The sequence below is a fragment of the Marinobacter azerbaijanicus genome, assembly GCF_030250645.1.
Taxonomy (GTDB): domain Bacteria; phylum Pseudomonadota; class Gammaproteobacteria; order Pseudomonadales; family Oleiphilaceae; genus Marinobacter; species Marinobacter azerbaijanicus.
Window position 1 is genome coordinate 120,087 of the sequence record NZ_JASSVS010000013.1, and the last position, 12,759, is coordinate 132,845.

The 12,759-nt window shown below is 57.6% G+C and carries 12 protein-coding genes; 8 read left to right on the top strand and 4 right to left on the bottom strand.

Annotation, left to right across the window (positions count from 1 at the left end; all coding sequences use genetic code 11):
• Nucleotides 1-222: 222 nt before the first annotated feature.
• Complete coding sequence (locus QPM17_RS19845; RefSeq protein WP_285393148.1) at nt 223-897, top strand: DUF2057 family protein; 675 nt, start codon at nt 223-225, stop codon at nt 895-897.
• 47 nt (nt 898-944) lie between these two features.
• Here QPM17_RS19845 and QPM17_RS19850 read toward each other — a convergent pair whose 3' ends face one another.
• Both QPM17_RS19850 and QPM17_RS19855 read right to left on the bottom strand, forming a co-directional pair.
• Nucleotides 945-2,474: a WS/DGAT/MGAT family O-acyltransferase gene (locus QPM17_RS19850; protein ID WP_285393150.1), complete on the bottom strand. Its 1,530-nt coding sequence runs from the start codon at nt 2,472-2,474 to the stop codon at nt 945-947.
• Nucleotides 2,475-2,587: 113 nt separating this feature from the next.
• A complete protein-coding gene (locus QPM17_RS19855) occupies nt 2,588-3,499 on the bottom strand; it encodes a LysR substrate-binding domain-containing protein (protein ID WP_285393152.1) in 912 nt (303 codons plus the stop codon).
• Nucleotides 3,500-3,777: 278 nt separating this feature from the next.
• On the opposite strand from QPM17_RS19855, the gene QPM17_RS19860 reads away from it, so the two are divergent.
• Nucleotides 3,778-4,764 carry a glutathione S-transferase family protein gene (locus QPM17_RS19860; RefSeq protein ID WP_285393154.1) on the top strand — a complete coding sequence of 329 codons (987 nt, stop codon included), beginning with the start codon at nt 3,778-3,780 and terminating at the stop codon, nt 4,762-4,764.
• A 139-nt stretch (nt 4,765-4,903) separates the two neighbouring features.
• Here the strand turns inward: QPM17_RS19860 and ispB are convergent, their stop codons facing one another.
• Nucleotides 4,904-5,872, bottom strand: coding sequence for an octaprenyl diphosphate synthase (gene ispB / locus QPM17_RS19865; RefSeq protein WP_285393156.1), 969 nt, complete (start codon nt 5,870-5,872; stop codon nt 4,904-4,906).
• Between the two features lie 230 nt (nt 5,873-6,102).
• Between ispB and rplU the strand changes: the two genes are divergently transcribed.
• From rplU to proB, 4 genes are all read left to right on the top strand, one after another.
• Entirely contained in the window at nt 6,103-6,414 is a 312-nt protein-coding gene (gene rplU / locus QPM17_RS19870) for a 50S ribosomal protein L21 (RefSeq protein WP_285393158.1), read from the top strand.
• Nucleotides 6,415-6,450: 36 nt separating this feature from the next.
• Nucleotides 6,451-6,711 (top strand): 50S ribosomal protein L27, encoded by a 261-nt coding sequence (gene rpmA, locus QPM17_RS19875; RefSeq protein ID WP_137437961.1) that lies wholly within the window; start codon nt 6,451-6,453, stop codon nt 6,709-6,711.
• 137 nt (nt 6,712-6,848) lie between these two features.
• Nucleotides 6,849-8,045 (top strand): Obg family GTPase CgtA, encoded by a 1,197-nt coding sequence (gene cgtA, locus QPM17_RS19880; RefSeq protein ID WP_285393160.1) that lies wholly within the window; start codon nt 6,849-6,851, stop codon nt 8,043-8,045.
• Between the two features lie 164 nt (nt 8,046-8,209).
• Entirely contained in the window at nt 8,210-9,334 is a 1,125-nt protein-coding gene (gene proB, locus QPM17_RS19885) for a glutamate 5-kinase (protein ID WP_285393162.1), read from the top strand.
• 221 nt (nt 9,335-9,555) lie between these two features.
• On the opposite strand, the gene rpsT is transcribed toward proB, so the two are convergent.
• Nucleotides 9,556-9,825: a 30S ribosomal protein S20 gene (rpsT, locus tag QPM17_RS19890; protein ID WP_285393164.1), complete on the bottom strand. Its 270-nt coding sequence runs from the start codon at nt 9,823-9,825 to the stop codon at nt 9,556-9,558.
• Nucleotides 9,826-10,110: 285 nt separating this feature from the next.
• On the opposite strand from rpsT, the gene murJ reads away from it, so the two are divergent.
• Both murJ and ribF read left to right on the top strand, forming a co-directional pair.
• Nucleotides 10,111-11,694: a murein biosynthesis integral membrane protein MurJ gene (murJ, locus tag QPM17_RS19895; protein WP_285393166.1), complete on the top strand. Its 1,584-nt coding sequence runs from the start codon at nt 10,111-10,113 to the stop codon at nt 11,692-11,694.
• Between the two features lie 65 nt (nt 11,695-11,759).
• Nucleotides 11,760-12,731, top strand: a complete 972-nt coding sequence (gene ribF / locus QPM17_RS19900) for a bifunctional riboflavin kinase/FAD synthetase (RefSeq protein ID WP_285393168.1) — start codon at nt 11,760-11,762, stop codon at nt 12,729-12,731.
• Nucleotides 12,732-12,759: the final 28 nt, after the last annotated feature.

Consider the following 12,759-nt stretch of genomic DNA (forward strand, 5'->3'; position numbering starts at 1 on the left):
ATTTGTTCACCGATTGTCTAAAATTAAATCAATTCCCGCCAAATTCAACATTTTTTTACATTTATCGCTCTGGCGTGATTCCGTTCACGTAATCGAACTGTCATCAGGCTGCTGTAAACAGGCGGCATGTCTTGCTCTTCACACAGTCACTCTTCAAAATGCCTTTCAATCACCAGCGATCATCCGACGGGTATCACTCGGTTCTCAGCACAAGGATATAACATGAGCATCTATCACGTTTCGTTTTTTTTCAAGAAGTCGCGATTCCTGGCGGCAGCCCTTGTCGGGTTGTTCGCCCTTGTCGGGTGCAGCTCTACCATGAGCAATGTGAAAACCTGGGACGGAGACGCAAATTCCTCACAAACTGCGGAACTCAAAGCCCCCGGACAGATCCAGGTGCAACAGGTCAATGGCCGCAAGCTGACCAATTTCCTGATGGATGATCTGGCCCTGGACTACGAGCTTCTTCCTGGCGAAAATCAGGTGGTGTTCACCTACAAGACCATCTGGGCCAAAAGCGGAGTTGTCCGCAATGGAGAGTCCAAAGTCCATGTTGTTGAAACCGATCCGCAGGTTGTGACTATTGATGCCCGTGCGGGTGAAACCTATTCTTTCAGTTTCGAATCGCCGGCAAACCGGAGTGACGCACAGGAATTTGCCAGTAACTTCTCCTCGGATATTGTGAACGCGGCCGGTAAGGTCGTTGCAACTTCTGACTCCTGGGACGGTCGCGCAAGCGGCGAATCCAGGGTTGCACGGGCGCCTGTTGGCTCTGGAGAGGCTGATGCAACCGCTAAGGGTGACGCTGGTAAGGACACTCTGGAGCAGCTCAAGGCGCTTTGGGGCGAGGCCAGTGAAGAAGAACGGCGCACTTTCCTGCGCTGGGCTTTCGAGTAACACTGAAGGGGCGGGATTCAGCCCGCCCCCTTTCTTTCCAACGCGCGTTAACGGCGAAACCGCTGAAACACTTTCCGCATTGCGCCTTCCATCAAAGTGAGCGCTTCATCGGTCAGGGTTTTATGACTGTCCTGGTGGTATTCCGGCTCCTCGCTCTCCGGTGCAAGAGTTAAAGCTGCGGACTCGATTGCTGACAGGCTTTCTTCCAGCAGGCCTGTCAGCGATTCGCCGTCGGCCACTACATCCGGACACAGGGTAAAGTTCACAGTGAGGCTGCCCTGGTAACTGACCGCCACGATAACCAGCCCAAGACTGTCAAACAGTGGCGCGGAGTTGAACTGGCGAACCAGCCTGGCCCCCTGGAGGTATAGCGGAACCTGGGGCCCTGGTACGTTGGTGATTGGAAGATTGAAGACCGGCTGATACCGCTGGGCTATCTGAAGCTCGGAATAGAGCCGCGCAGAGAGCGCCAGCATGGTGGAGGGCAGCAGTTCGGTGAGGCGGTCTGCTGCGATAGCTTCCCGGTATGGCTCGGACTCCACGGCATTCCAGTGGATTCGGTGAATCCGTTTCGCGGGATTCGGTTCATTGGTGGCCAGATCCAGGAGCATGGCGGACATCTGGTTTCCTGTCGCCTTGCGCAGGCTGCTGGAGCGAACAGATATAGGGGTCATGGCTACCAGGGAACGGTCGGTTTTCACGTTGTGGCCCGCCAGATACCGGTGCAGGGTTTCTGCGCACAGGCCCAGGACCACGTCGTTTAATGTGACATTGCCCAGAGTTGCCTTGAGGGCCTTGAGGCGAGACAGGTCCAGGCTGGTGGAAACGATCTGGCGGTTGGCGGTAATCTGCCGGTTAAAGGGGCTGTGGGGTGCGGAAAACAATGGAAATGGCAGCGGCAGTTTCCGCATCTGTTTCTGAATCAGCCCTCTGGCCGTAGCTTCCGCAGCGTTGAAGGCCAGTGATGTTACCTGCAGGGGCTTGCGCAGGAGGTTGGCGCCGGCCTGGAGTATAACCCGTTCTTCTGATGGCTCCGGTTGTGGATTCCATGGCCGGGGCGGCTCAATGATGCGGGCTTCCGGTGTGTACTCAAGTAGCTTGCCAATGATCTCTTCACCGCTGAATGCATCGATGGCTGCGTGATGCAGTTTGACGATCAGCGCGAAGCTCTTGCTGTCGGGGTCGTTCTCGTCCAGTTGAAAGCCGTCAACAAAGGTAATGTGCCACAGCGGGCGGTCTCTTTTCAGTGGCTCCTCCAGAATTCGGGAGGCAAGCCCCATCAGGCTTCCGACCTTGCCATGATCGCCAAGATTTACGTAGGCGAGGTGTCTTTCAATACTGAATTCAGGATCGTCAATCCAGTATGGGCGCCCAAGTCCCAGGGGGATTTCCTTGAGGCGCTGGCGGAACAGTGGCACCACATGGAGTCGACTGCGAAGGTAGGCTACAAAGGTGCTGAACGCCAGCGGTTGATCCCGATCCCGGGCATCGAAGAGGTACACGCCGCCAATGTGCATGGGGGCGGTTTCCGATTCCAGGTAGAGAAATGAGGCATCCAGCTCAGACAGCTGCCGCATGATTTGAACTCCGTTCACAGGTTCTTGCGTCGGGGCAGTATAAACGAATGGGCGGCAATTCCGTTGGCTCTTTTGCCTCAGCAATGTCCGTCCAGACGGGACACTAGCCCGATTCAGTCCTGCAGCCAGGCAGTAATGGCTGGTGACTGCCCCAGTTTTTCCCAGAACCACATCAGCGCTTTGCCCTGGTCTTCCGAGTGTCTGGCAAGATGCAGCATGATCGGTTGCCGGGGTTCGTGAACATCCAGTGCAACCAGGGTGCCTCTGGCCAGTTGGTCGCGCACACGTGCTTCTGGCAGCCAGCCAACGGCAAGGCCAGCCTCCTGAATGGCGATTTTCTGGTCGATATTGGCAACGGTAAGGGTTCTCTGGCGGCGGAATATGCCGGCATGGCCCGGAGGCAGCGAGCGTGATGTGTCGGCTGCCACAGCCGCAGGAAATTGGGCGATGTCCTCTTCGGTCAGCGGTTGTATTGCCGCGGCCAGGGGGTGGTCAGGCGCTATGGCGTAGACAAACCGCATTTCCCCGAGTGGGCGGGTGGTAAATGAGCCAGCCGGTTTACTCATCTGGTCGGCACCAACGACAATGTCCACCCGACGACTTTGCAGTGCATCCCAGGACCCGGCAAAAACCTCTTCCACCAGTTGTACTTCCACAGGCACCCCGAGCTCATAGAACTCTTTAACCGCCGGGAACAGGCATTGGGCCGGTAACAGGGAGTTGATCCCGATCCGAAGACGGGTTTCCCAGCCCTGGGCTACCTGGCGGGTGGTATGAGCCAGGTTCTCTGCGGCTTCCAGTAGGGTGCGCCCTTCCTCCAGCAGGTAGCGACCGGCCGGGGTGAGGGCAGCCCGGTGTCCGGTGCGATCAAAGATGGCAACGTTGAGGTCTTCCTCCAGCTTCTGGACGGTGTAGCTGATGGCGGACGGTACGCGGAAGAGTTCGTTGGCGGCACCGGCGAAGCTGCCTTTGCGGTCGATGGCATCGAGGACTTTGAGGGCGTCTATGGTGATGGCTGTGTGCATGTTCGAATTATCTGATTGTGTTGGCCAGAATTGATTGTTTGAGAGCGTAGCAGGGTGGCCGGTATTCTTCCTGTTAAAGATTGCAGACTTATTCAAATATTTGAAGGCTCGGAGTCAGATCACGCCAGGGATGGGTAGGAAAAACACGCCGTAAACCCATCCCTGGGGGCTCGGCATTGCCATCCATGGCAATGCACGGTTTTTCCTACCCATCCCTGGCGCGATCACCTCACTTCGCGGTTGCCTTCTCAGTGCATCAGCTTCAGGAGTAAACAATTATGGGACTTCTCGTCGATGGCAAATGGCACGATCAGTGGTACGACACTTCGAAAAGCGGTGGCAAGTTTGAGCGTGAGGCCGCCAGGTTTCGCAACTGGGTGACGGCGGATGGTTTGCCCGGGCCGGACGGGGATGGTGGTTTCCCGGCGGAGTCGGGGCGGTATCATCTCTATGTGTCCATGGCTTGCCCCTGGGCGCATCGGACGTTGATTTTTCGGGCTCTGAAAGGACTGGAAGAGCATATTTCCGTGTCGGTGGTGCATCCCGATATGCTGGAAAACGGTTGGGAGTTCCGGCCGGAGGATGCTGCGCATCAGGATGAGGTTAACGGTAAGCGCTTCCTTTACGAGGTGTACCTGAAGGCCGCACCGGCTTATTCCGGGCGGGTGACGGTGCCCACGCTCTGGGACAAGAAGAGGCAGACGATTGTCAGCAATGAGTCTGCTGAGATTATCCGGATGCTCAATTCAGCGTTCGATGGGCTTGAGGGTGTTCGGGATGATCTGGATTTCTATCCGGAACAGTTGCAGGGCGAAATCGACGAAGTGAATGAGCGGGTTTACCACATGGTTAACAACGGCGTTTACAAGGCGGGATTTGCCACAGCCCAGGACAAGTATGAGGAGGCGTATGGTGCGCTGTTTGACTCTCTGGACTGGCTGGAGGAACGGCTTTCAGGACAGCGTTACCTGGCGGGAAACCGGTTGACGGAAGCGGACTGGCGGCTGTTCACCACGCTGATCCGTTTCGACGCGGTTTACTACAGTCACTTCAAATGCAATCGGCAGCGGATTTCGGATTTCCCGGCCCTGTCCGGCTATGTGCGGGATCTGTATCAGGTGCCAGGTGTGGCGGAGACGGTGGATCTAGGACAGATCAAGAGGCATTACTATGTAAGCCAGCGGACCATTAACCCGACGCAGATTGTGCCGGTGGGGCCGGCTTTGGATTTTGATGCGCCTCATGGGCGGGAAGCCTTGGGGTGAGTAGCTGGAGGTGAGAAGATTGGGGCTTGTCGGATTACGGCTTCGCCTAATCCGACCTACGATTTGCACTGACCTCTGATTCATCCCGCGTAGGTCGGATTAGCGAAGCGTAATCCGACAAACTGGTCTTGGGGAAGCCCTAGCTAACCCGGGCAACCGCAATCTCCGTGAGCAGTACCAGCGCCTCTTTATGATCTGACTCGGGAAGGCTTTTCAGGCAATCGGCCGCCAGCGCCGCCTGCTCCCTGGCTTTTCCCATGGTGTACTCCAGCGCACCGGAGCGGTTGACGATCTGGAGAATGCGGGGCAGGTCGTCCAGCCCTCCCTTGCGGATGGCCTGGCGGATCAGTTGTTTCTCGTCGTCACTGCCTTCGGCCATGGCGTAAATCAGGGGCAGTGTGGTTTTGCCCTCGGCCAGGTCGTCGCCCACGTTTTTGCCCATGGCCTCGGCGTCGCCGCGATAGTCCAGAACGTCATCCACCAGTTGGAAGGCCAGGCCAAGGTGCTTGCCATAGTCTTTCATTGCCCGTTCCCGGTCTTCATCGGCACCGGCCAGCAAGGCGCCGGTATGGGAGGCGGCTTCGAACAGCATGGCGGTCTTGTTGTGGATGACTTCCATATACTTTTCCTCACTGACGTCCGGATTCTTTACGTTCATCAGTTGTAACACCTCGCCCTCGGCAATGACTGCTGTGGCGTGGGAGAGAACGTCCATGATGCGGAGGCTCTGTAGCTCGACCATCATCTCGAAGGCGCGGGCGTAGAGGAAATCACCTACCAGTACACTGGGGGCATTGCCCCAGCGGGCATTGGCGGTGCTGCGGCCCCGGCGCATGTCGGAGGTGTCCACCACATCGTCGTGCAGAAGTGTCGCGGTGTGAAGGAATTCAATCACTGCGGCGAGCTTGAGATGGTCATCCCTGTCATAGCCCAGCGCACGGCTTGAAAGTAAAACAAGTAGTGGTCTCAGGCGCTTACCGCCGCTTTCAATAATGTAGTGGGCGATTTTTTCCACCAGGGGAACGTCTGAGGAGAGCCGCTTGATGATCAGATCGTTGACGCGGCTGAAGTCGTCCGCGACGGTGTCGTAAATGGGCTGGGCTGTCATGCGGCTGGTCCGGTCCCTTGTCTGGTGTTTTCGTTGGTAAAATAGGCAGGTGCCGCAATGCTAGGTATTGCGGTGATCAGTGTCAACTTGGCTTGTAAAGCGTCAGCGCTTTTCGTACAATCACGCGCCCAACTCATCCCAACCTGCGCTCCCTGCTATAGGGTTGCCGAAGCGCTTCCCTTAGAACCAGGTGGATAAGAGCAGGGATGGGTCAATCGCGGAGAACGTTAATGTACGCAGTTATTGTTAGCGGTGGTAAGCAGCACCGTGTAAAAGAAGGCGAAACTCTGAAGCTGGAAAAGCTGGAAGTCGAGACTGGCGGCAACGTCGAGTTTGATCGCGTTCTGCTGATCGCCGATGGTGACAAGGTTCAGGTTGGTGCGCCGGTTGTTGATGGTGCGAAAGTGACAGCGGAAGTGATCAATCACGGCCGTCACGACAAGATCCAGATCATCAAGTTCCGTCGTCGGAAGCATTCCATGAAGCGTCAGGGCCACCGTCAGTGGTTTACTGAAGTCAAGATCACGGGTATCAAGGGCTAAGACCCTCGAGTAACCCCTTAGATAAGGAGGCTTGTAATGGCTCATAAAAAGGCAGCAGGTAGTACCCGTAACGGTCGCGATTCCGAGTCGAAACGACTTGGTGTGAAGCGCTTCGGCGGTGAGACTGTATCTGCAGGCAGCATCATTGTTCGTCAGCGCGGCACCCGTTTCCATCCGGGTAACAACGTTGGCCTCGGCAAGGACCACACTCTGTTTGCAACTGCAAATGGTCAGGTCAAGTTCGAGGTGAAAGGTCCTGAGAACCGCAAGTTCGTGAGCATCGTTCCGGCTGCGTAAGCAGCGGCGATCTCGGGTTCTGTTGAACCTTGGGCGGCCCTGATATGATTTGATATCAGAGCCACCTGGAGCCCCGCATAGCTTCCTTGAGGCTGCGGGGCTTTTTAGTTTATGCGCAGTGCGCAAAGGGTTAATGAATGAAGTTCGTAGACGAAGCCACCATCATTGTTGAGGCGGGCAAGGGCGGCCACGGTTGCCTGAGTTTCCGCCGTGAAAAATACGTGCCCAAAGGTGGCCCCGATGGTGGTGACGGCGGCGACGGTGGGTCTGTGTACCTGGAAGCCGACAGCGCGCTCAATACGCTGATCGATTACCGGTTCCAGCGCAAACACAAGGCGGAGAACGGGCAGCCGGGCTCCGGCCGTAACTGTACCGGTATCAAGGGCGAAGACCTTGTGCTGCCAGTGCCAGTGGGCACCACGGTTGTGGACATGGACACCCACGAAGTGTTGGGCGATCTGACCCGCGCCGGTGAGCGACTGAAAGTGGCTCAGGCCGGCTTCCACGGCCTGGGCAATACCCGCTTCAAGTCCTCGGTGAACCGGGCTCCGCGCCAGACCACAAAAGGCTCCGAAGGTGAGCTTCGCAACCTGCGGCTGGAACTGAAAGTGCTGGCGGATGTCGGTTTGCTGGGCATGCCCAACGCGGGCAAGTCCACCTTTATCCGTTCGGTATCGGCGGCCCGGCCAAAGGTAGCGGACTACCCGTTCACCACCCTGGTGCCGAATCTGGGAGTGGTCAGCGTACAGGCTCACCAGAGCTTCGTGATTGCTGATATCCCGGGCTTGATTGAAGGAGCGGCCGAGGGCGCTGGCCTTGGTATTCGCTTCCTGAAGCACCTGGTTCGCACTCGCTTGTTGCTGCACCTGGTGGACGTGGCGCCTTATGACGGCTCTTCACCGGTAGACAGCGTCCGCGCCATCGAGCACGAACTGGAAAAATTCAGTGAAACCCTGGCTAACCGAGAGCGTTGGCTGGTACTGAACAAGGTGGATATGGTCTCGGAAGAAGAGCGGGAGGCCCACTGCCAGGCAATTGTCGACGAGCTTGGCTGGAAAGGCCCGGTATTCAGTATCTCCGCCCTTAGCGGCGAAGGCACCAAGCCGCTTACCCAGGCAGTAATGCGCTGGATTGAAGATCAGGCCCGGGAAGAGGCGGAGAATCCCGAGTTCGCCGAGAGAGAAGCTGCGCGCCGTCGCCAGATGGACGAAGAGGCGCGTGCCAGGATTGAAGCTGAGCGCCAGTTCCGCCGTGAGGCCCGTCAGAACGACGATGATGACGACGACTTCGATGACGATGATTACGACGTGGAAGTGGTTTACGCTCCTGAATAGCGGCTCTTTTTTGTCTGAGTTAACTGCCAAGTATCATCGGTCGGGCAGGTGCCCTGTTGATGGATCGTCAAAAACATGGATGTTTTTGTCGAGCGTACATGGACGTATTTACCGCGTATCCAGCAACAGGGCATCTGCCCGACCGTTCCGTGGATTGGAAGTCAATGAGTAAACGCACCCAGCTCCGCCAGGCCCGCCGCCTGGTTGTTAAAATCGGAAGCGCGCTGCTGACCAACGATGGCCGTGGTCTGGATGTGGCCGCCCTGGGGTTATGGGTGGACCAGATTGCCGAATTGGTCAGTGATGGGGTTGAAGTGGTTATTGTGTCTTCAGGATCTGTGGCTGAGGGCATGAGCCGCCTGGGCTGGACTGTTCGCCCTGAGCAATTGCACGAGCTGCAGGCCGCAGCCGCCGTTGGCCAGATGGGGTTGGTGCAGACCTGGGAGGCCCAGTTCAAGCGCCATGACATTCATACCGCTCAAATCCTGCTTACCCACGATGATCTGTCTGACCGCAAACGCTACCTCAACGCCCGCAGTACCCTGAGAGCCTTGCTGGATTTCGGCGTGGTGCCCATCGTCAACGAAAACGACACCGTGGTCACCGATGAAATCCGCTTCGGGGACAATGACACCCTGGGCGCTCTTGTTGCCAACCTGATCGAAGCGGATGGCTTGATCATACTCACCGACCAGCTCGGCCTGTTCGACAAGGATCCCCGCAAAAACCCGGACGCAAAAATGGTCGACGAACGCCGCGCCAGCGACTCCGAACTCGACGCCATGGCCGCAGGCGGAGCGGGCGCCCTGGGCCGCGGTGGTATGCAGACCAAAGTCCGCGCGGCCCGTTTGGCGGCGCGCTCCGGTGCCTTCACTGTCATTGTCGGCGGCCGGATCGAAAAAGCCATCTCCCGCCTGCGTGACGGCGAAAGCATCGGTACACTCCTGCTCCCCGAACAGGGCCGGATCGCCGCCCGCAAGCAATGGCTGGCCAGCCACCTCCAGACCCGCGGCAAACTCACCCTAGACCAGGGCGCCGTCAACGTCCTCTGCCGAGGCGGCCGCAGCCTGCTGCCGGTTGGCGTAAAAAGCGTCTCCGGCCAGTTCCGCCGCGGCGAAATGGTCTCCTGTGTCGACGAAACCGGCAAAGAAATCGCCCGCGGCCTCGTCAACTACGACGCCGACGAAGCCAGAGCCATCGCCGGCCGCTCCAGCGACCGGATTACCGAAGTACTGGGCTACATCTCCGATGAAGAAATGGTCCACAGAGACAACATGGTGATTGTCTAGAAGTTCTCTCCCAACTCTGGAGGCAGGGCTGATCACCTACTCCGAAAACCGTGCATTGCCATGGATGGCAATGCCGAGCCCCCATGGATGGGTTCACGGCGTGTTTTCGGAGTAGGTGATCAGCCCTGACTGTGCTCGAAGTCATAAAGGCAAGAAGCAGACAGGCACAAAAAAACCGGCCAATCTGGCCGGTTTCTTCATTAAAGTTCCGAAAGAGCGTTTTACGCGCTCTTCAGAGCCTTGATGCGGGCACTCAGACGGCTCTTCTGACGAGCAATCTTGTTCTTGGCGAACACACCCTTGTTAACCATGCTGTCCATGATCGGCTGAGCCTTCAGGAAAGCCGCTTGCGCTTCTTCCGGCTTGCCAGCTTCAATGTTGGCCTGGACTTTCTTGATGTAAGTGCGCGCCATGGAACGCAGGCTGGCATTATGCTTGCGGTTCTTCTCGTTCTGACGTGCGCGCTTCTTGGCTTGCGGGGAATTTGCCACCGTATAACTCCTGAGATCTGTGAAATCCGAAATTCGTGTGAAACGATTCGTAAAAATCGCGGGCGCGCCAAAACCAGCGCGTCGAAATAAATGACGCGGAACTATGCCGCCAACGTCCCAAAATGTCAAGACTCAACGCTATTTCATCCCGGTATTCACAAGGCCTGTGGTAAACTCGCCGCTCGTCGCAGGAGTACTTCTCGATGGTCCTAGGGAATTACCGAAACCGGGCCCGTTGTGCTCCCGAATTGTCCGAAGTTTACCAAATCATCTTCCAGGCCACGAATGTCGTCCGAACCTGAGCAGACAGAAACGCAACAGAAGGCGTTGCCCAAACCACCGGGACTACTGAGGTCGTCCGGAGTCGTTGGCGTAATGACCATGCTCTCACGAGTCCTTGGGTTGGTGAGGGACATGGTGATTGCCCGCTATTTTGGTGCCGGCGCCAGCGCTGACGCCTTTTTTGTCGCCTTCAAGATTCCCAACTTCCTGCGTCGCCTGTTCGCCGAAGGGGCTTTTTCCCAGGCCTTTGTGCCAGTGCTTTCCTCCTATCGGGAGCAGGAGTCCGTCACCGAAGTCCGGCGCCTGGTCAACGCAGTGGCCGGTTCCCTTGGGTTGGTGTTGCTGGGAGTGACTGCTGTCGCCATGCTGGGGGCGCCGTTGCTGACCGCGGTTTTCGCGCCGGGTTTTTTGGACGACGACCTCAAATTCGGCCTTGCCAGCGACATGTTGCGGATCACCTTCCCGTATCTGTTGCTGATCTCACTGACGGCCTTTGCCGGCGGCATCCTCAATAGCTATGACCGCTTTGCCATACCCGCTTTCACCCCGGTACTACTGAACCTGGCGATGATCGGGGCAGCCATCTTCCTGTCCCCGTTGATGGAAACGCCCATCATTGCTCTGGCCTGGGGCGTATTTATTGCCGGTGCATTGCAGTTGTTCTTCCAGATTCCCTTCCTGATGCAGTTGGGGCTGATGCCGCGACCAAAGGTGGATTACAAGCATGAGGGTGTCAGCCGCATACTGAAGTTGATGGTGCCAGCGCTGTTCGGGGTGTCAGTCAGTCAGATCAACCTTTTGCTGGACACCGTGCTTGCTTCTTTCCTGCAGACCGGCAGTGTTTCCTGGCTCTATTATTCGGACAGGCTTTCTGAGTTGCCGCTGGGTGTCTTTGGTATTGCCATCGCCACGGTCATCCTGCCCAGCCTGTCCCGCAAACACGCCGCCGCGTCGGCAGACCAGTTTGCGGCGACGCTGGACTGGGCTGTACGGGCTGTACTTCTGATTGGTCTACCGGCCGCACTGGCCCTGGCCCTGCTGGCGGAACCATTGATCGCAACCCTGTTCCATTATGGGGAGGTTACCGACCGGGATGTCGCCATGGCGGCCCAGAGCCTGCGTGCCTATTCAGCAGGCCTGCTCGCTTTCATGCTGATCAAGGTGCTGGCGCCCGGGTATTTTGCCCGCGAAGACACCAAGACCCCGGTCAAGATCGGGATCATTGCGATGGTGGCCAATATGGTGTTCAACCTGGCACTGATCTTCCCGTTGGCACACGCAGGGCTGGCGCTGGCCACGTCTCTGTCAGCGTGGCTGAACACAGGCCTGTTGTGGCGGGGTCTGATCAAGGAGGGTGCCTGGAAGTGGCAGCCGGGCTGGCGCCGATTCCTGATTCAGATAGGGCTTGCCAACGCCGCCCTGACAGGGACAATCCTGTGGCTGCAGCCGCCGGTGGATCGGTGGCTGGGGGCCGGCGGCCTTCAACGGGCCACGGATATGGGTATTCTCGTAGTCTCCGGCATTGCCGTGTATTTTATTGTGTTGGCACTGGCCGGGGTTCGGGTAAGACATTTCCGCCACAGGTAGGTTATAATCGCGCGTTTTCTCACCAGTGAAACCATGCACCGCTGGCAAACAAGGGTTCGCTTTACATGCGTCTGATCCGGGGCCTGACCAACCTGAAACACTTTGCGCAGCAGGCCGAGGGGCCGCTGGCCAAAGGGTGTGTTGCGACCATCGGGAACTTCGATGGTGTCCACCTTGGGCATCAGACCATCATCGATCAGGTCCATGAAAAAGCCCTGGAGCTGGGGGTACCTTCCGTGGTGATGGTTTTCGAGCCCCAGCCGCGGGAGTTTTTCCAGGGCCGGGACGCGCCGCCCCGGCTGACGGCATTCCGGCAGAAATTCGAGGCACTGCTGGCCTCGGGCATTGATATTGTCCTGTGCCTGCGTTTCAACGAGCGGTTCCGGAGTTACTCCGGCATGGGGTTTATTGAAGACGTACTGATTGATGGCCTCGGAGTCCGCCATCTGGTGGTGGGAGACGACTTCCGTTTCGGATGCGACCGCGCCGGCGATTTCAGGCTGTTGCGTGAAGTGGGTGAGCAGCGTGGGTTTACCGTTGAAAATACCCGCACAGTGACCGTGAACGGTGAGCGGGTCAGCAGCACCCGTATCCGTCAGGTGCTTTCAGAGAACCGGATTGAAGAGGCTGAAGAGCTGCTGGGTCACCCTTACCGTATTCGCGGGCGGGTGGTTTACGGGCGTCAGCTCGGTCGGGAGATCGGAGCGCCAACGGCCAATGTCCTGTTGCCCCACATGCCAGCCCTGAAAGGTGTCTATGTTGTCAGCGCTACCCTGGCGGATGGCCGTGTGCTGGACGGCGTTGCCAACATCGGATTGCGCCCCACAGTGGATGGCAGGCAACCATCGCTGGAAGTGCACCTGTTTGACTTTGCTGGCACACTTTACGGCCAGCGTATTGATGTGGTCTTCCGCCATGCACTGCGGGACGAGGTGAAATTCGACTCGGTGGATGACCTGAAAAAGCAGATTGCCCGTGATTTCGACAACGCCCGGGCATGGATTGCAGACCATGGCTCCCTGGCCACCGGACACTGACCGACATTTAACAACCTGAGCTACGCAC